Origin of the sequence: Cryobacterium sp. TMT1-19, assembly GCF_004403055.1 — a bacterium.
Classification (GTDB): Bacteria; Actinomycetota; Actinomycetes; order Actinomycetales; family Microbacteriaceae; genus Cryobacterium; species Cryobacterium sandaracinum.
The window spans coordinates 102,336-120,563 of record NZ_SOHB01000042.1; the positions used below are offsets into that span (position 1 = coordinate 102,336).

Annotated in this window: 15 protein-coding genes; 12 read left to right on the forward strand and 3 right to left on the reverse strand. The window is 70.7% G+C overall.

The features are described 5' to 3' along the window. Positions 1–66 precede the first annotated feature (66 nt). Positions 67–582 carry a DUF3515 family protein gene (locus E3T40_RS11860; RefSeq protein ID WP_104171675.1) on the reverse strand — a complete coding sequence of 172 codons (516 nt, stop codon included), beginning with the start codon at positions 580–582 and terminating at the stop codon, positions 67–69. A 24-nt stretch (positions 583–606) separates the two neighbouring features. Here E3T40_RS11860 and thiL point away from each other — a divergent pair, with 24 nt between their 5' ends. Next, positions 607–1,614, forward strand: a complete 1,008-nt coding sequence (gene thiL, locus E3T40_RS11865; protein ID WP_369828391.1) for a thiamine-phosphate kinase — start codon at positions 607–609, stop codon at positions 1,612–1,614. A 7-nt stretch (positions 1,615–1,621) separates the two neighbouring features. Here the strand turns inward: thiL and rsmD are convergent, their stop codons facing one another. Next, complete coding sequence (gene rsmD, locus E3T40_RS11870) at positions 1,622–2,200, reverse strand: 16S rRNA (guanine(966)-N(2))-methyltransferase RsmD (protein ID WP_104171677.1); 579 nt, start codon at positions 2,198–2,200, stop codon at positions 1,622–1,624. A gap of 95 nt (positions 2,201–2,295) precedes the next feature. Here rsmD and E3T40_RS11875 point away from each other — a divergent pair, with 95 nt between their 5' ends. The 10 genes from E3T40_RS11875 (at position 2,296) to E3T40_RS11920 (ending at position 14,363) form a co-directional block, all read left to right on the forward strand. Beyond that, positions 2,296–4,491, forward strand: a complete 2,196-nt coding sequence (locus E3T40_RS11875) for an ATP-dependent DNA helicase RecG (RefSeq protein ID WP_104171678.1) — start codon at positions 2,296–2,298, stop codon at positions 4,489–4,491. A gap of 57 nt (positions 4,492–4,548) precedes the next feature. After that, on the forward strand, positions 4,549–5,037 hold the full coding sequence (gene coaD / locus E3T40_RS11880; RefSeq protein WP_104103054.1) for a pantetheine-phosphate adenylyltransferase: 489 nt from the start codon (positions 4,549–4,551) through the stop codon (positions 5,035–5,037). A gap of 86 nt (positions 5,038–5,123) precedes the next feature. Further along, positions 5,124–6,095 carry a MoxR family ATPase gene (locus E3T40_RS11885; RefSeq protein WP_104171712.1) on the forward strand — a complete coding sequence of 324 codons (972 nt, stop codon included), beginning with the start codon at positions 5,124–5,126 and terminating at the stop codon, positions 6,093–6,095. A gap of 58 nt (positions 6,096–6,153) precedes the next feature. Beyond that, a complete protein-coding gene (locus E3T40_RS11890) occupies positions 6,154–7,755 on the forward strand; it encodes a DUF58 domain-containing protein (protein WP_166786626.1) in 1,602 nt (533 codons plus the stop codon). Beyond that, positions 7,742–10,183, forward strand: coding sequence for a DUF3488 and transglutaminase-like domain-containing protein (locus E3T40_RS11895; protein WP_134543719.1), 2,442 nt, complete (start codon positions 7,742–7,744; stop codon positions 10,181–10,183). Before E3T40_RS11890 ends, E3T40_RS11895 begins: the two co-directional genes overlap by 14 nt. 11 nt (positions 10,184–10,194) lie before the next feature. Next, positions 10,195–10,767, forward strand: coding sequence for a DUF177 domain-containing protein (locus E3T40_RS11900; protein WP_104171681.1), 573 nt, complete (start codon positions 10,195–10,197; stop codon positions 10,765–10,767). Between the two features lie 2 nt (positions 10,768–10,769). Beyond that, positions 10,770–10,973, forward strand: a complete 204-nt coding sequence (gene rpmF / locus E3T40_RS11905) for a 50S ribosomal protein L32 (RefSeq protein ID WP_066596228.1) — start codon at positions 10,770–10,772, stop codon at positions 10,971–10,973. A 135-nt stretch (positions 10,974–11,108) separates the two neighbouring features. Beyond that, positions 11,109–11,795, forward strand: coding sequence for a ribonuclease III (gene rnc / locus E3T40_RS11910; RefSeq protein WP_104195157.1), 687 nt, complete (start codon positions 11,109–11,111; stop codon positions 11,793–11,795). 33 nt (positions 11,796–11,828) lie between these two features. Beyond that, entirely contained in the window at positions 11,829–12,770 is a 942-nt protein-coding gene (locus E3T40_RS11915) for an Fpg/Nei family DNA glycosylase (protein ID WP_134543721.1), read from the forward strand. A gap of 108 nt (positions 12,771–12,878) precedes the next feature. Next, positions 12,879–14,363 carry a DUF222 domain-containing protein gene (locus E3T40_RS11920; protein WP_134543723.1) on the forward strand — a complete coding sequence of 495 codons (1,485 nt, stop codon included), beginning with the start codon at positions 12,879–12,881 and terminating at the stop codon, positions 14,361–14,363. Here the strand turns inward: E3T40_RS11920 and E3T40_RS11925 are convergent. Further along, entirely contained in the window at positions 14,360–15,442 is a 1,083-nt protein-coding gene (locus E3T40_RS11925; protein ID WP_134543726.1) for a GNAT family N-acetyltransferase, read from the reverse strand. The genes E3T40_RS11920 and E3T40_RS11925 overlap by 4 nt on opposite strands. A gap of 268 nt (positions 15,443–15,710) precedes the next feature. Here E3T40_RS11925 and E3T40_RS11930 point away from each other — a divergent pair. After that, the coding region (locus E3T40_RS11930) for a chromosome segregation SMC family protein (RefSeq protein ID WP_166786627.1) at positions 15,711–18,228 on the forward strand (2,518 nt) is incomplete at its 3' end.

Genomic DNA, 18,228 nt, shown 5'->3' on the forward strand with positions numbered 1-18,228 from the left:
GTGCGGCCGCAACCCCTAAAGCTGTCGACTCGGGGCAGCAGGCCGGCGGGGTGGCGGGGTGGCGGGCTATGGAGCGGGCGCCACCGTCTCGCCGTCGGTCGGCAGCAGCAGGTCCGCGGCGCCGAGGCACTGGCCCGTCGCGGGGATGTTACCCACGGCCTGCGCCAGGTCTACGAGCACCGTGGACCCGCTGACCTTGTCCGAGTCGATGACCAGTTCGGTTGCCGGGTCGCGGCCGTAGGTGGTGTAGCGGTAGAGCGGGGCATCCGAGTCGTCTTCGATCCAGTCGATGCCGTTGACCGTGAGGCAGGGGAGCGTCGTCGGTGGGGGAACGGCAACGCCGCAGTGCAACAGGACCGCGCTCGGGGTGCCCCACGCGCCCGTGGCCTGGGCGTTCGTCTCACGTTCCGGAAGCGAGGCCACCGAGGTCGGAAGGCGAACGATGAGGTCGGCGCAGGTGGGATTGACGGCATCCGCGGCCGGTTCCAGCGGCACGACCGCCGTGCAGCCGGTGAGGAGCACGGTACCGGCGACGAGCGTGAGCGCGAGGCCGGTGTGGAGGAAACGGATGCGGGGAGTCATTACATTCAGGCTACCGTTTGAAGCATGACGAATGCTGCGGGCGCGATGTTCCCCATGAGTGCGACGCTGGCCGACCTGAGCGAAGGGGAGGTTCTCGCTCGGATCTTCCCGCGACTGCCGGGCTCCGCGGCCCAGCTCCTCGGCCCCGGCGACGACGCCGCCGTGATGCGGGCCCCGGACGGGCGCTACGTCGTCACCACGGACATGATGATCCAGGGTCCGGATTTCCGGCTCGCCTGGTCGTCCCCGCACGACCTCGGCTGGAAGGCCGCCGCGACGAACCTGTCCGACGTCGCCGCCATGGGGGCCCGTCCCACCGCACTGGTGGTGGCGATCGCCGCCCCGCCGTCGACGCCGATCACGGTGATCGAGGGCATCGCCGACGGGTTGCGCGACTGCTGCGAGGCGCTGGCCCCCGGCTGCGGCGTCGTCGGCGGCGACCTGTCCGCGTCCGACGCCCTCACGCTCGCTGTGACAGCCTTCGGCGACCTCGAGGGACGCGAGCCCGTGCTGCGCTCCGGGGCGCGGCCAGGCGACGTCGTGGTCCTGGCCGGGCGCCTCGGTGAGGCCGCCCGAGGCCTGGACCTGCTCTTCCGTCTCGCCGTGGACGAAAACGGTGTTCCGGATGCTGCGCTGGCGGATGCACTGCGGGCGCAGCATCCTGAGGCGGTCGCCGCGCAGCTCGCACCGGTGCCGCCCATCGACCGAGGTCCGGCCGCCGCCGGCGCCGGCGCGACCGCGATGCTGGACGTGTCCGACGGACTCGCCATCGACGCCGGGCGCCTCGCCCGGGCCAGCGGCGTGGGCATCGACTTCGCCCGGTCGGCCCTCGGCGAGAATGTCGAGCGTTCCCTCGGCGGCGGCGAGGACCACGGCCTGCTGGCCACTTTCCCGCCGGGCGCCGTGCTGCCCGCCGGCTTCCGCGCCGTCGGCGTGGTGACGGATGCCGCAGGCTCGGTCCTGGTGGACGGCCGCCCCCACGACCAGGCCGGTTGGGACCCCTACCGCGGCTGGGACGGCGCCGTCGCCTGAGAGCGCCTCAGGCCGCCGGCAGCACGGGGGAGGCGTACCAGACGGTCGTGTCGCCGTAGTCCTTGCGCCGGTCGGATCCGAGGCCCGCTCCCCAGACCGGTTCGGGGGAGCGCGAACTGCGCTCCACGATGACGAGTGCGCCCGGGTCGAGCAGCGGCGCCAGGGCGGCAAGGTTGTGGCCGAGCTCGGTCTCGGCCAGGTCGTAGGGCGGGTCGATGAAGACCAGGTCGAACCCTTCGCCGGTGGCCGCGAGGAACGACTGCACGGCCTGGCTGCTCACCTTGATCTTCGGGGCGCCCCGCCCCGGTGCCGCCCGCAGCACGGCCTCGGTGTTCTTCCGGCACATCTGCGCGGCGCCGAAGTTGTTCTCGACCAGGGTCACGATGCGCGCTCCCCGGCTGGCCGCCTCCAGGCCGAGCCCGCCCGATCCGGCGTACAGATCGAGAACCCGAGCGCCACGGATGATGTCGCGCGCGTCGAGGGCGGAGAAGATCGCCTCCCGAACGCGGTCGCTGGTGGGGCGGGTGCCGGTCTTGGGCACCGCCAGGGGCAGGGAACCGGCAAACCCGGCGACGATTCGCGTCATAACCCGTCGAGTTTATCGCCCGTCGGCGGCCGAGCTCGCGGCGCACCCGCGCCGACCCGGTGCCGCATGTCGCACGTGCCGCCTACGATCGAGACATGACCGATTCGGAGGCTGGGGAGACTCTCGCCCCGGTGACCCTCGACAGCAAGCTGGCCACCGTGGTCGGCGGCAAAACGGCCGTCGCCCTGGGCAAGGCCTTCGGCTCGCACACCGTGGGCGATCTGCTCAGCCACTACCCGCGCCGCTACGCCCGCCGCGGCGAGCTCTCGTCGATCAGCCTGCTGCCGCTCGACGAGAACGTGACCATTGTGGCGGAGATCCGCTCGGTCGAGGAACGCCCGATGAAAGCCCGCAAGGGGTCGATCGTCGAGGTGAAGATCTCCGACGGCCGCGGCATCCTCAGTCTCACCTGGTTCAACCAGTCCTGGCGGGCCAGGCAGCTCCAACCCGGCATGCGCGGAATGTTCGCGGGGAAGGTCACCGACTACCGGGGCCACCTGCAGCTCACGCACCCGACCTACAAGCTCTTCGGCCCCGGCGCCGACGACGAACCCGAGATGCCCACGGATGCCGCGGCCGCCAAACTCTGGATCGAGCAGCCCGTCGCGATCTACCCGGCCACCAACACCGTGGCCAGCTGGCAGGTCGCGCAGTCCATCGCGATCCTGCTGGACAGCGTGGGCCCGGTGCCCGACCCGATCCCGCCGGGGCTGCGCGCCGAGCGCGGGCTGCTGCCGCAGGGCCGGGCCTTCGAGCTGATCCACCGCCCGGAAACCGATGCGGACTGGCGCCGCGCGAGGGACACCCTGCGGTTCACCGAGGCCTTCGTGCTGCAGAGCGCCCTGGTGCAGCAGCGGCTCACCGCCCGGCAGCAGCACTCCACCCCGCGAGTGGCGTCGTCCGGCGGCCTGCTCGAGCGCTTCGACGCCGGCCTGCCCTTCAGCCTCACCGCGGACCAGCAGGGCGTGGCCACGGAGATCTCCGCCGACCTTATCGAGACCCACCCGATGAACCGGCTGCTGCAGGGTGAGGTCGGCTCCGGCAAGACCGTCGTGGCCCTGCGGGCCATGCTCACTGTCGCCGACACGGGCGGCCAATCGGCTTTCCTCGCTCCCACCGAGGTTCTGGCGGCCCAGCACCTGCGCACGATCGTGCGGTCGCTCGGCCCCGAGCTGGCGGGCACGCTGATGCCCACCCTGCTCACCGGGCAGCTGCCGGTGGCAGAGCGCCGCAAGGCGCTGCTCCGAGTGGTGTCCGGACAGGCCAAGATCGTGATCGGCACGCATGCGCTGCTCGGCGACAAGGTCACGTTCTTCGACCTCGGACTTGTCGTCGTCGACGAGCAGCACCGGTTCGGCGTGGACCAGCGCGAGGCGCTGCGGCTGAAGGGGGCCGTGCCGCCGCACGTGCTGGTGCTTACCGCCACCCCGATCCCGCGCACCGTGGCCATGACCGTGTTCGGCGACCTCGACGTGAGCACGATCGCGGAGCTGCCGGAGGGGCGGCAGGGCATCGAGACGTTCGTCGTGCCTGTGTTCGAGAAGCCCGGCTGGGTCACCCGGGTGTGGACCCGGCTGGCGGAGGAGCTCGCTCAGGGCCGCCAGGGTTTCGTGGTGTGCCCGGCCATCGCCCCGAAACAGCTCGAGGAGGGCGCGGAGGTCGATCCCGAGGCTGCAGCGCCGGCATCCGTCGAAATGGTGCTCGCCGAACTGCGTCGTAACCCGGCCCTGGCCTCTGCCCGCATCGAACCGCTGCACGGGCGCATGACCAGCGAAGAGAAAGACGTGGCCATGCGCGCGTTCGCGGCCGGTGAGATCGACGTGCTCGTGGCGACGACCGTCATCGAGGTTGGCGTCGACGTGCCCAACGCCTCCGCCATGGTGGTGCTGGACGCCGACCGGTTCGGCGTCTCGCAACTGCACCAGCTGCGCGGCCGGGTGGGCCGCGGCGGCGTGCCGGGGCTCTGTCTCCTGGTCACGAGCGCGGAGGCCGAAACCATCGCGCGCGAGCGAGTCGAGGCTGTCGCTGCCACCCTCGACGGGTTCGAGTTGGCCCAGGTCGACCTGGAGCTGCGCCGGGAGGGCGATGTGCTCGGCAGCAACCAGTCCGGGGGCCGCTCTTCGCTGCGTCTGCTGAGGGTGGCGACCGACGGCGACCTGATCGGGGAGGCCAGAGGCTATGCGCAGCGCCTGAGCGAGCACGACCCGCACCTCGAATCGGTCCCGGCGTTGCGGGAGGCGGTGCGGCGGCGCCTCGACGACGCGGAGCGGGCCTCGCTCACCAAGTCCTGACAGCAGGATCGGAGCGCGCTCAGGCACCGTTCACGCACTGGGGCTAGGGTGATCGCTATGCGCAGGATCGCCGTCGTCCCCGGTTCATTCGACCCCGTCACGCGGGGTCATCTCGACGTGATTGAACGGGCGTCCGGTCTCTTCGACGAACTGCACGTGCTCGTCGTGCACAACCCCGGCAAGACGGCTCTGCTGCCGATCAGCCAGCGGGTTTCCCTGCTGCAGCGGTCCATCCTGGACGCCGGGCTGCCGGGCAACATCGTGGTGGCCTCCTGGGGCATGGGGCTGCTCGTCGAATACTGCACGGAGGTCGGCGCAAGCGTGCTGATCAAGGGCATCCGCTCACAGGTGGACGTGGCCTACGAGACCCCAATGGCGATCGTGAACCGCAACCTCGCCGCCGTGGAAACGATCTTCCTGCTGCCGGACCCGGCCAACGCCCACGTGTCCAGTTCCCTGGTGCGCCAGGTCGCCGCGCTCGGCGGCGATATCACCCCGTATGTGCCGCCGGCCGTGGCGGCGTTCCTGCAGAAGACACGCGTGTGAATACGTCGCCCGTGCGCTCGGTTTCCGTTCCGGCGCTCGCCGGGAACGCGGGCGGCCCTGTCGCCGACACGGACGACGAGACCCTGATGGACCTTCCGGCCGTCGAGGCTGCGGCGCGTGCGATCATCCGCAATGTGGAAACCGTCATCGACGGCAAGCACACGGCCGTCACGACGGCTCTCACGGTGCTGCTGGCCCAGGGGCACCTTCTGATCGAGGACGTTCCCGGCGTCGGCAAGACCATGCTGGCCAAGGCGCTGGCCAAGTCCGTGCACTGCACGGTCAGCCGCGTCCAGTTCACCCCCGACCTGCTGCCCTCCGACGTGACGGGCGTGTCGGTGTTCAACCAGGTGGACCGCCGATTCGAGTTCAAGCCTGGCGCCATCTTCGCGAACATCGTGATCGGGGACGAGATCAACCGGGCGAGCCCGAAGACCCAGTCCGCGCTGCTGGAATGCATGGAGGAACGCCAGGTCACCGTCGACGGCTCCACCTATCTGCTGCCGCTGCCCTTCACGGTCGTGGCCACGCAGAACCCGATCGAGATGGAGGGCACCTATGCGCTTCCCGAAGCCCAGCGGGACCGGTTCATGGCGCGCATCTCGATGGGGTACCCCGACACCGAGTCCGAGCTGATGATGCTGGATGCCCGCGACACGTCGAGCCCGCTGGCCGGCATCGAGGCGGTCGTCTCCGGCGCCCAGCTGCGCGGAATGATGACGGCCGTACAGCGGGTGTTCGCCTCTCCCGCGGTGAAGGAGTACACGGTCAGCCTGGTGCGGGCCACCCGCGACGACCGCGACCTGCGCCTGGGCGCCAGCCCCCGTGCCACACTGCAGCTGATCCGGGCGGCCAAGGCCCAGGCGGCGCTGCACGGCCGGGACTATGTGCTGCCCGACGACATCGACTCTCTCGCCGTCGCCGTGCTCGGGCACCGCCTCGTGGCGAGCAGCCGGGTGCTCGGCCACCATCAGGACAGCGGCCCGGTGGTCGACGACATCGTTCGCCGGATCGTGACGGCCACCCCCGTTCCCGTCGGTGCCACCGGGCATCCCTGACGCCATGCCGGCGAAGCAGCGGCGCGTCCGGTTTCCCCGGCTCACCCTTCGAGGCGGGATGTTCCTCGCCGCGGGAGCCGGCCTTCTGCTGCTCGCCCTGCTGACGAACCAGCGCGACCTTCTGTTCATCGCCGGTGTGCTTTTGGCCATCCCCGTCGCCGCCCTCGGGTACGTCTCGATCCATCGGGTGCGCCTGCGCGTCACCCGGATGCTGCGCCCACCGGTCGTGCCGGCCGGCGGCGAGGTCGTCGTGGGGCTCGGGGTGCGGAACCTTTCCCCCCGGCCCCTGGCGGGCCTGCATCTGCGGGACACCGTGTGGGGGCGGGACGCCGGCGACGCCGGACTGACCGTGCCGGCCGGAACGCCGCTGCCGGCCCTCGACCGCTACGAGGGCGGCCCGGACACCGGTGCAGACAGCGTGAGGTTCGAGTACCGGTTCAGCTTGCCCCGGCGGGGTCTCTACGCAACGGGCCCGGTGCTGATCAGGCGTTCGGATCCCTTCGGCCTTGCCTCGGGCGAGTGGGCCGTGGGGGAGCCGCACGACCTGGCGGTGACGCCCCGGGTGACCGCCCTGGCCGGCCGGGGCCTCACCGGCACCCTGAACGACGGCGACGTTCCGGAGCGGCTCCGGCACCTGAACCACAACGCAGACCCCTTGATCGCGCGCGAATACCGGCCGGGCGACCCGCTGCGCCGCGTGAACTGGCCGGCCACGGCCCGCCTGGGCGCGATCATGGTGCGGCAGGAGGAAGAGCAGAGCAACCCCGGAGCCCGACTCGTGCTTGACACCGCGCTGCGCGGCCGCCGCGGCCGCCCGACCGTCGTCGGTGCCGACACTGGTGCCGGTGCCGACAGCGGCACCGATCTCGGCGGGCCGCGCCTCGAGCAGGCGTTCGAGGTGGCCGTCGAGCTCGCGGCATCCGTGGGGGTGCACCTGCTGGCGGCCGGCTACCGGCTCGACCTGGTTGCGCTGGGACCGAGCCTGTCCGGACCGAGCCTGTCCGGACCGAGCCTGTCCGGACCGAGCCTGTCCGGACCGAGCCTGTCCGGACCGAGCCTGTCCGGACCGAGCCAGTCCGGACCGAGCCTGTCCAGTCCCAGCTCGGGCTCGTCCGGCAGGCTGGCGAGCCCGGGTCAGGCGAACGCCACCCCGGGGCGAGCCGGCGGCCGCGGCGGCCTGCGCGGCGACCCTCCCACCGTCTTCCTGCCGCCGGGCGGAGTCGCGCTGCTGCTCGAAGGGCTGGCCGGGGTCAAGCCGGCGGACCCGCCCGACCCGGCGGAGACCGCCGAGGACGCAGCAGAACAGACGTACACGTTCGGCGGCCCCGCAGTGAAGCCCGGACCCCCGGCATCCGTCGAACCAAGTACGCCCGAGTCCGGGACCGCCGCGAAACTCAGCACGCTCGTGGTGCCCGGCGGGCTGCTGCCGACCTTCGCGGTGCTCGTCGCCGTCGACGACCGGGATCTGGCCGAGCTCGCCGACCTCGTGTCCCAGAGCCGCCCCGCGGTGGCGTTCGTGCTGCCCACGGTGCGAACGGATGCCGTGCGCCGGCTACGCGAGGCCGGCTGGCGCTGCATCCCCGTGCACCAGACCCCGGACATCCCCCGTGCCTGGGAGGACTTTATCGGCGCGAGGAGGCCCCTGAATGACGCCGTCTGACCGGGTCGCTCCCGACCAGGCCGCTCCCGACCAGGGCACTCGCACCGCCTGGCGCGACCCCTCCGCCCGCGCGGCCCGACTCAAGCGGGCGGAGTGGCCCCTCGCGTTCGCACTCCTATTGCTGTTGGTCGTGGCCGACGCCGGCCTCGGGCCGCTGCTCGAGGACACGGGCTGGTGGTGGCTGATGACGTTCACGGCCGCCGGCGTCCTGCTCGGTTCCGCCGGGTTCCGCCGCGCCGGGCTGCCCGTCTTCCTCGGGTCGCTCGCTGGATTAGGGGTTCTTGTGGCGGTCCTGACGCTGCTCTTCGGCGCCGGAAGCGGCTGGCTCTGGCTGATCCCGACCGGGGAGACGATCGACCGGTTCCGCGATCTGGCGCTCTCCGGGGCGGTCTCCATCGAGCAGCAATCGACGCCGGCCGAGGCGACCGCCGGCATCCTGTTCCTGCTCAGCGCCGGCGCCGGCGTGATCGCGATCCTGATCGACACGCTCGCGGTCATCCTGCGCGTGCCCGCGCTCGCCGGACTGCCCGTGCTGGTGCCGCTGCTCGTGCCGGGGCTTGCCCTCGGCCACGAGGCCAACCTGGAGGCCCTCGTGCTCACGGCCGCCACCTACCTCCTGCTCCTCCATGTCGAGATCCGGATGCGCCGAGCCGGCAGCCTGCCCGGCCCGCCGGCCGCAGCGGGGCCCGGCACGGTCGCGCCCGGGCGGCGCCACGTGCCCGGCTCTTTTAAGGGAGCGGTCGTCGTGGGCAGCGTCGCGATAGTGGCGGCAATCGTGGTCAGCGTCGCCACGCCCGTCTTGCCTGGGGGCAGCCTCACGCGCGCGCGCCCGGGCAGCAGCCTGCTGTTCGCCAACGGTGTCAGCCCCATGATCAACCTCGGTCAGGACCTGCGCCGGCCGGACGCCGAACCGGTGCTGCACTTCCGCACCACGGCGACTCGGCCGCCCTACCTTCGGCTGCTGACACTCGATGAATTCTCCGGCCGCAACTGGACCGCCGGGGAGGCGCCCGGGAGCCGCGCGAACGCCGTCGACGACATCGACCTGCCGCCAGGGTTCTCACCCGATATCAAGACGAGCGAGACGATCACGACCATCGGCATCGACAACCTGGCCGCCCGGTGGCTGCCGACCCCTGCGCCGCCCCGCTCGGTGACCGGCCTGCTCGGCGCCTGGTACTGGAACGAGGCGACCGGGTCCATCACGAGCCCCGGCGACACGACCCGCGGCCAGGAATACACCGTCACCGCGCTCACGCTGGAGCCGACGGCGGAGCAGTTGCGGGAAGCCGAGGGTGCCTATCCGGCGGAGATCCGGCGCAGCCTGAGGCTGCCAGCCGAGACTCCGGCCCTGATCGGCGACACCGCGCGTGAGGTCACCGCCGGCACCACGAGCGCGTACGAGGCCGCGCGGGCCCTGCAGGACTACCTGCGCGGCAGCGACTTCGCTTACGACACCGAGGCTCCCGTCGAGGCCGGCTATGACGGTGGCGGCATTGACGTCGTCAGCACCTTCCTCGAGGTGAAGACCGGGTACTGCGTGCACTTCTCCTCGGCGATGGCGGCGATGGCCCGCTCGATCGGCATCCCGTCCCGGATCGCGATCGGCTACCAGCCCGGGTCGCTGTCCGCGTCGGGTTCCGTCGCCGGGGTCGGCCGGTACAGCGTCGACACCCACGACCTTCACGCGTGGACGGAGGTCTACTTCGAGGGCGTCGGCTGGGTGCCCTTCGAGCCCACGCCCGGCCGCGGCGCCGTGCCTGCGTACACGCGGGACGATGCCGTCACCGTGCCGCTGACTGATTCCGGCCAGGCCGGCCCGTCGGACGCGCCGCGCCCCGAGGACCTCGGTGGCCAGAACGCCGCTGACGCCCAGGCCGACGCTTCTTCGCCCGCGGACTCGCGCGGCGGCATCATCCGTCTCGGCCTGCTCGTCCTCGGGACGTTCGCGCTGCTCCTTCTGCCGGCCCTCATCCGGGTGACCCGGCGGATGCTGCGGCGCCGGGGCCTCCTGTCGGGGCAGAGCGGGGCCGTGGAGGCGTGGCGTGAGGTCAGCGACACGGCGGTGGACCATGGCGTCTTCGTGCGGGAGACCGAGACGCCGCGCGAGCTCGCCGCCCGGCTACGGGTTCTCATCGGCTCGGTAGGCGGCACCGAGAGCGTTACGGAGGGCGCCGGTCCGGGCGGGGGAGCCGCGGCCGAGGCCCTCGACCGGCTCCTCGTGGGAGCGGAGCGCAGCCACTACGGGCGACCGGGTGACGACGCGCAGTCCGCGCGGGCGGCGGAACGCGTGGCCGACCTCGACGTGGTGCTCCGCGGCATCCATTCGGTGTCGGGCCGGCGCCTGCGGGTGCGGGCGACGCTGCTGCCGGCATCGCTCTGGCGCCCCGGCGAGCGACGAATCGGACGCCCAGCCGCGAACGCGTAGAATCTTCCCTCGTGAGTAGATTCAAGAAGACCCCGTACAAGGTCGATGTGCGCGACCTGATCAACCGCCCGGGCACCATGCACGAACGGCACCTCGAAATCGTCGTGCCGGGAGACCTCGGCGAGAGCCTGGTCGCCGTGAAGGCCGGCTCTACCGTGATCGCGAACCTGCGCCTCGAAACCCTGCACGAGGGCATCCTCGTGTCGGCCCAGGTGTCCGGAATCGCCGCCGGAGAGTGCGGCAGATGCCTCATCGACGTCGAATTGCCGGTCCAAGTCGAGTTTCACGAGCTTTTCGCGTACTCTCTAGACGAAGCTTATGAAAGTGAAGTTCAAGATGACCACGTGGATCTTGAACCTCTGATCAGGGATGCGGTGGTGTTGTCACTGCCGTTCCAGCCGGTTTGCCGGCCGGATTGCCCAGGTCTCGACCCCGAGACCGGTGAACGGCTTGCCGAGGCCCCTGAGTTCCTACCCGAAGAAAAGCGCGATCCCCGGTGGGCCGCGCTCATGGAATTCCAAGCTTCCGAAAGCAGCGGCACGGATGAAGACATCCAGGCTGAAACGGATAGAGAAGAGAAGTAGTCATGGCAGTCCCGAAGCGCAAGCAATCACGCTCCAACACCCGTTCACGTCGTTCCTGTTGGAAGGCCGAAGCTCCCACCCTGGTCAAGACCATGGAAAACGGCAAAGTTGTCTACAGCCTGCCGCACCGCGCCAAGGTCGTCACCGACGCCGCCGGCACGGCGCTGTTCATGGAATACAAGGGCCGCAAGGTCGCCGACGTTTAGTCTCGTTGTGCTCGAACGTCTGATGCCGCGCCGACGGATGCCGGGAGTCCCGATTCAGGGTCCCGATCCGTTGAGTCGCGGCATCAGTGTTTTCGGTCGGCATCTGCCTGGCGGGCACTCGCTGAGTCGGCACTCGTGAGCGTCGATCCCGAGGTCTCGTCCTTGCTGGCGACTCTCGGCGTGCAGATCGACCCGGCCTTGCTTGAGCTCTCTCTCACCCACCGCTCGTACGCGTACGAGCATGGCGGCATACCCAACAATGAGCGCCTCGAATTTCTCGGTGACTCGATTCTGGGGCAGGCCGTGACGGTCATGCTCTATCGGGAGTACACGCAGCTCGACGAGGGTGACCTTGCCAAGCGCCGGGCCAGCCTGGTGTCGAGCGTTGCCCTGGCGGGCATCGCGCGCGGCATCGGATTGGGTGCGTACGTGCGCCTCGGCCGCGGCGAGATCCTCACCAATGGGCGCGACAAGTCGTCGATCCTTGCCGACACCGTCGAGGCGCTCATCGGAGCGGTCTACCTCGACTCCGGCGGAGAGACGGCGACGGCGCTCGTGCTGCGCCTGATCGAGCCGCTCCTCCGTGACCCAGGGCACTTCGGAGTGTCCATGGACCCCAAGACGAGCCTGCAGGAAGCCGCGGCTCGCCTGGGAACCGGGGTTCCCGTGTATTCCATCGCGGAAAGCGGACCCGATCACTCCAAGATCTTCATCGCCACCGTCACTGTGGGTGACGTAAGTGCGGTCGGTGGGGGCACGAGCAAGAAGCACGCCGAGATGGCCGCCGCGCTCGACGCCTGGACGCGCCTCAGCACTCCCTGAGCTGCTGTCAGGCCGTGACGCTGAAAGGCTCGCATGCCCGAACTTCCTGAAGTGGAGGTCGTTCGCGCCGGCCTGGCGCCGGCCGTAACCGGCGCCGTGATCGCCGGTGTCGAGGTCTTCGAGCCACGATCCCTGCGTCGCCATGACTCCGCGAGCGGGTATTTTGCCGACCTGTTGCAGAGGCGGGGCGTGCTCGCCGCCGTCCGCCGGGGTAAGTTCCTCTGGCTGCCGCTGGATTCCGGGCGCGCCCTGGTCGTGCACCTCGGAATGAGTGGTCAGGTGCTGCTGCGCAGCCCCGGATCGGACACGGACCGGCACCTGCGCATCCGTTTGCAGATCGAGCACCCGGAACACGGCGAGCTGTGGGTCAACTTCGTCGACCAGCGCATCTTCGGCAGTATGGCCGTGGACTCGATGCAGCCCACCCGCGACGGGCTGACGGCCGGGTACTCCGGGCTCGCAGGCGGCGCGACCGGGGCGGACGGACTGGCCGGTTCAGGCCTGGGCTGGTCGGGGCTGATCCCGTCGCAGGTGGCGCACATCGCGCGCGACCCGCTGGATCCGGGCTTCTCGGCGCCGCTCTTCCTGACTGCCCTGGCCCGCAAGAAGACCGGGATCAAGCGCGCCCTGCTCGACCAGACCCTGATCAGCGGCATCGGGAACATCTACGCCGACGAGGCCCTTTTCGAGGCCCGGGTGCACTACGAGCAGCCGGCAGACTCCCTGTCGCCCGCGAAGGGGCGGGCGCTGCTCGGCGCGGTCCGCAGCATCCTGAACCGGGCCCTGGCCGAGGGCGGCACCAGTTTCGATGCGCAATACGTGAACGTGAATGGTCAGTCCGGGTATTTTTCGCACCGCCTCAACACGTACGGCCGGCAGGGTCTACCGTGCCCCCGCTGCGGCACACTGCTCGTGCGGCAGCAGTTCATGAACCGCAGTTCACACCTCTGCCCGCGATGCCAACGGCTGCGCTGAGGCTCGCTGCCCGCGAGAAGCCTGCCTGTCGAACAAAAATACGAAAGTCTTTCGAATATCAAGTGAATAACTCTCGACTTTAATTACCATCTTCGCTAACCTCGGACCATGACAACCACCGCAGATGACCTCAGAGCGGCAACGGATGCCGACGCCCGCCTGGGCTCGTCCTGCGCCGACTATGAGCACCTCGCCGACGCCGCGGTGCTGGCCGGTCAGAAGCAGATCGCGGCCGCCCGCCGCCTCTTCGACACCCGATCCGCGTGGATGGCGGCGACCATCGCCCGGCGTTCCCGGCCCGAACTCGGCCATTCAGGTCTGGCCGCGCAGCAGGGATTCCTGTCGCCCGAGGCGCTGATCCAAAAGGTGACGGGCTCGACCAAGACCGACGCGTTCAAACTGGTCGCGGTCGGCACGATGATGGCCGATGCCGAGGCGGCGCAGGCGCGCGTCGAGGCGGCCGTGGAGTCGCCGGACGCTGATGCCGCCGAGGTTGCGGAGTTCGTTGCGAAGGTGCCCTGGCAGGCGCCGATCGCCCGCGCGGTCACCAGTGGCGCTCTCTCCGTCGACGCGGCCGAGTCGATCCGTTTTGGTCTCGGCCAGATCGACGCGGCGGTCACCGCCGACAAGCTCACCGAAGCCCTGACCCTGCTTCTTGTCGAGGCGTCGACGCTGAACACTGACCAGGTCTTCAGACTCGCGCGGCGCATGCGCGACCGCCTCGACGAGGCCGGCATTGCCGCCCGGGAGAAGCAGGCCCACGACGACCGGTTCCTGAAGGTCTACCGGCTCGGCAACGGCAAGGTGCGTCTGGATGGCCTCTTCGCGACCGAAGACGGCGAGTTCGTGCTCTCCGTCTTCGACTCGATCACCAGCCCTCGCCGCGGCGGGGTGCGCTTCGTCGACAAGGCGAAAGCCGCGTGGGCCACACGCATGCAGGACGACCCCCGCACCACGGACCAGATCGCCGCCGATGCCCTCGTGCAGCTGCTGAAGATCGCCGGCGAGGCCGATCAGGGCCGGGTGTTCGGCGGTCACCGCCCTTCGGTGCGGGTCATCGTGACCGAAAAGGCCGTCAAACCGCGCCAGCCGGGAGCCCTGAAGTCCGAGGCCACGGGCAGATCGAAGGCAACCCCGAGCCGATCTCGCAGGAAACGATCGACCGGCTCCACTGCGACACCGGAACCCGAAGGCCAGTTCGACGACACCGGGCAGATCATCGACGTCGGCGGTGACGAACGACTCTTCACCGAGGCACAGCGCGCCGCCGTGGGAGTGCGCGACGGCGGGTGCCGGTGGGTGGACTGCGACAGATCACCCGCCTGGACTGAAGCACACCACATCACTGAGTGGTTGAAAGACAACGGCTACACGGACCTCGCAGACGGGGTATTGCTCTGCCACCCGCACCACCTGTTGCTGCATAACCGGCACTGCCCTCTTTGCTGGCTTTGCGGTCTTTTGTTCTTTGGCTTTGGGCTTTTGGTTGTCGGGTCTTGGGATCTGGGTCTTTGGCTCTGGGTCTTTGGCTCTGGGACTCAGGGCTCGGGGATTCAGGGCTCGGCAGGCTTGAGGGCCGGAGGGCCGGGTTAGAGGGCGTCGCGGCGCCAGGCTCCCTCGTAACCGAGCGGCACGAAGCCGATGGCCTCGTTGACCGTGAGCATGTGCCGGTTCTCCTCAGCGTTATAGGTCAACACCGACGGGTGCCCGGGGCGCTCCGCCGCGAGCAGCTCGAGGTTCGCCACCTTCAGCAGCATCCCCAACCGGCGGCCGCGGTGCTCGCGCAGCACCAGAGTGTCCTCCTGGCTGACCGCGCGGCGGGACTCCGCCGGCACCTCCAGCTCGGTGAATCCCACGAGGTGGCCGCTCGGGCCATGCAGCACCGCCGAGGTCAGCGCCGTGCGCCTGCCGGCGGCAGCCTTCTGCTCCTCCTGCATGACGCGCTCGGGCGTCCAGAGCTGCTCCGGTTCGGCAAGGCCGGCGCTCGGGGCATCCGTGCTCATGCGCGTGTAGAGCACCGCCAGATCGGGCAACCATTCCGGCGGGGTGCGATCGACCCACTGCAGCACTGCATAGTCCGGACCCGCGTGCGCGGCGGCGGCGTCGCGCAGTCGGCGTAGCTGCGTGGGATCCACCGGCAGGGTAAGCCGGCTGGCGCGCACGACCTGCTCGAGGAGGTAGCCGCGGCCCTGAAGGAACCGAACCTCGGGGTTGCCGAGCGGAACCGAACCGAACCCGGTGGGGGAGTGAATGCGCTCACCCGGCGCTGTCGGTGATGGTGCGTAGACGATCTGAACGCTACGGTCCTCGGACTGCGCGATCGCCTCGAGCCGGGCAGTGAGGGCTGAGCCGATGCCTCGCCGTCGGTACTCGGGAAGCACTTCCACGGCCAACCACGCGTGCTCGGCAGAATCCTCCGGAAGGGTCTCGTAGTGACCGCGCCCGACAAGGCGTCCCTTGGACCGGGCCACGAAGAGGCGCTTGGGCTCCCACGCCTGCTTGAGCCAGCCCGGCAGGAGCTCTTCGGCGGTCAGCTCCAGGTCGGTGGTGCCATACGCCTCGGCCTCGACCGTGTTGCGCACCCCGTTTGCCGCCTCGAAATCGGCCCAGCCGGGAGCCTGCGGCGCGGCGGGGATGGCGAGTTCGTCGATCTCGAAGGTGAAGGTCCCCATGATCGGCCAGCGTAGCGCCGCCCCTGCCGCCCCTGCCGCCCGGGCTCGGCCCCAACCCCGAACCAATTCGACGGAGATTTTGCTCAAACCCGGCCCGAGACATCCGTTTCCGCTCCAAATCGGCAAAATCTCCGTCGAATTCGTCAGGGACCGCGCCTACCGCCAGGGACCGCGCCTACCGGGCGGTGGCGGCTGTGTCCGGTACCGTTACTGGGGGTGGCGCGCCGGGCAGCCGCGACCCGAGTCAGCGACGAAAGGGGGCGAAACCGTGTATCTGAAAAGCCTCACGCTCAAAGGCTTCAAATCCTTCGCCCACCCCACCACGTTCGCCTTCGAACCCGGCGTCACCTGCGTGGTCGGGCCCAACGGCTCGGGCAAGTCCAACGTCGTCGACGCACTCGCCTGGGTGATGGGCGAGCAGGGCGCGAAGACCCTTCGCGGCGGCAAGATGGAAGACGTCATTTTCGCCGGCACGTCCACCAAGGGCCCGCTCGGCCGGGCGGCCGTGACGCTGACCATCGACAACACGGATGGCGCGCTACCGATCGATTACACCGAGGTCACCATCTCCCGCACCCTCTTTCGCAACGGCGCGAGTGAGTATGCGATCAACGGGCGCACCTGCCGCCTGCTCGACGTGCAGGAGCTGCTCAGCGACTCCGGCCTCGGCCGGGAGATGCACGTGATCGTGGGGCAAGGGCAGCTCGACGCCGTGCTGCGCGCCAGCCCCGAGGAGCGCCGCGGGTTCATCGAGGAGGCCGCCGGCATTCTCAAGCACCGTCGGCGCAAGGAGAAGACCCTCCGCAAGCTCGACGGCATGCAGGCCAACCTCACCCGGCTCAGCGACCTCGCCGGGGAGATCCGGCGGCAGCTCAAGCCGCTCGGACGCCAGGCCGACATCGCCCGCGAGGCGCAGATCATCGCCGCCGTCGCCCGCGACGCCCGGGCCCGGCTCCTCGCCGACGACGTGGTCACGCTGCGTATCGCGCTCGACGCGCACGGCCGCACCGAGAGCGAGCGGCACGCCGAACGACTCGTGCTGACCGAACGGCTCGAGACCCGGCAGCGGCGCCTGCGCCGACTCGAGCAAGAGCAGATCGGCGACGCCGTCGACCGGGCCCGGCGCACGAACTTCGGCCTGGAATCCGTGCAGGAGCGCCTGCGCGGCCTCTACACCCTCGCCAACCAGCGGCTGGCCCTGCTCGGCTCGCAGGCCGAGTCCGTGGACGCCGGCCCCAGCGTGACCACGGCGATGCTGACGGATGCCGCCGCCGAGATCGACGCGCTGCGTAGCCGCATCGACGTGGCCGACTCCACCTGGGCTGCCGCCCGCGCGGCCACCGAGGAGGCCCGGGGCCGGCTCGACGCCCTCGACGAACAGATCGCCGCCCAGGCCGTGCTGGTCTCCCGGCACGACCTTCACCTCTCCCAGCTGACCGGGCAGGCCGAGACCGCCGCGGGCCGCCTGGCCTCCGTGCGCGGCGAGGTGCTGCGGCAGCAGAACGCCCTCAATGCCGCCCGTGGCCGGGTCGACACGACTGAGGCACACCTCGCCGGACTCGACGCGGACGCCGCGGCGCTCGACGCGGCCGCCGTCGACGCCGGCGAGAGCCACCCGGCCGAGGCTGCCGCCGCGGCCCGGTCTGCCGTCGCCCAGGCGGAGGTCGAGGTCGAACGCCTGCGCGACGAACTGCACCTCGGCGAACGCGAACGGGACGCCCTCGCCGCCCGCGCGGGGGCACTGTCCCTCGCCCTGGACCATAAGGACGGCTCGGCGGCCCTGCTCGCTGCGGCGCCGGCGGGCATCCGTGGTCTGGTGGCCGAGCATGTGCGCGTGCGGCCCGGCTACGAGGCCGCCATCGCCGCCGCCCTCGGCTCCCTCGCCGACGCCGTGCTCGCCGACACCTGGAGCGCGGCCGTCGACGCCATCGTGCGCGCCCGCGCCGACGATCTCGGCCGGGTCGAACTGATCGTGGCCGGCACGATCGACGAAGACGCCAGGGCCGACGCCCCGCCCGCAGACGCGACCGGCGATGCGACGGCCGGCACGATCGACGCCGACGCGCCCGGTGACGGCACGGCGGATACCGGCATGTCAGGTATTGGCACGTCGGGTACCGGCACGACGGATGTCCTCGCACCCGACACCCGGCCCGACCTCGCCGTGCAGCCCGGGCTGCTCTGGGCCGAATCGGTGATCGACGCGCCACCCGGGGTGCTCGGCCTGCTCCGGCGTACGGCGATCGCCGACGACCTCGACGCCGCCCGAGCCGCCGTGGACCGATTCGGACCCCGATCCGAGGAAGTGGAGACCGTTGGCGTGGAGACCGTTGGCGTGGCGACCGCCGAGCGCGCAGCCCTCCCGATCACCGTCATCACCCGGGCCGGGGACGTATTCAGCGACACCGTGCTGTGCGGTGGTTCCGGGGCCCGGCGCAGCCGCCTCGAGCTCATCGCCGACCGCGATGCGGCCGCCGACTCGCTCGCTGCGGTGCGCACCCGGCTCGAGCAGGTCGTCGCCGACCTCGCCGAGGCCCGCGTCGTGCTGTCCGCCCGCAAGACCCAGGCCCAGGCGGCCGCCGCCCGGGTGCGGGCGTTCGAGTCCCGCACGACCGTGCAGGCCGAGAAGACCAACCGGGCCACCGTGCAGCTCGAGGCGGCCGCCGCCGAACTGAGTCGGCTCTCCGCCGCCCTCCTGCTGCAGGCCGAGGCCGTCGCCGCCCTCGAGGCCGCGAGCGAGACGGCCCGCACCGCGCGCGACGAACAGCGCGCCCGGCCGCGCCCGG

What these genes read in the sequence shown, in the direction of transcription:
- E3T40_RS11860 (WP_104171675.1), bottom strand. Translation starts at nt 582, where the DNA reads ATGACTCCCCGCATCCGTTTCCTCCACACCGGCCTCGCGCTCACGCTC.
- thiL (WP_369828391.1), top strand. Translation starts at nt 607, where the DNA reads ATGACGAATGCTGCGGGCGCGATGTTCCCCATGAGTGCGACGCTGGCC.
- coaD (WP_104103054.1), top strand. Translation starts at nt 4,549, where the DNA reads ATGCGCAGGATCGCCGTCGTCCCCGGTTCATTCGACCCCGTCACGCGG.
- E3T40_RS11890 (WP_166786626.1), top strand. Translation starts at nt 6,154, where the DNA reads ATGTTCCTCGCCGCGGGAGCCGGCCTTCTGCTGCTCGCCCTGCTGACG.
- E3T40_RS11885 (WP_104171712.1), top strand. Translation starts at nt 5,124, where the DNA reads ATGGACCTTCCGGCCGTCGAGGCTGCGGCGCGTGCGATCATCCGCAAT.
- E3T40_RS11925 (WP_134543726.1), bottom strand. Translation starts at nt 15,442, where the DNA reads ATGGGGACCTTCACCTTCGAGATCGACGAACTCGCCATCCCCGCCGCG.
- E3T40_RS11895 (WP_134543719.1), top strand. Translation starts at nt 7,742, where the DNA reads ATGACGCCGTCTGACCGGGTCGCTCCCGACCAGGCCGCTCCCGACCAG.
- rpmF (WP_066596228.1), top strand. Translation starts at nt 10,770, where the DNA reads ATGGCAGTCCCGAAGCGCAAGCAATCACGCTCCAACACCCGTTCACGT.
- rsmD (WP_104171677.1), bottom strand. Translation starts at nt 2,200, where the DNA reads ATGACGCGAATCGTCGCCGGGTTTGCCGGTTCCCTGCCCCTGGCGGTG.
- E3T40_RS11915 (WP_134543721.1), top strand. Translation starts at nt 11,829, where the DNA reads ATGCCCGAACTTCCTGAAGTGGAGGTCGTTCGCGCCGGCCTGGCGCCG.
- E3T40_RS11920 (WP_134543723.1), top strand. Translation starts at nt 12,879, where the DNA reads ATGACAACCACCGCAGATGACCTCAGAGCGGCAACGGATGCCGACGCC.
- E3T40_RS11875 (WP_104171678.1), top strand. Translation starts at nt 2,296, where the DNA reads ATGACCGATTCGGAGGCTGGGGAGACTCTCGCCCCGGTGACCCTCGAC.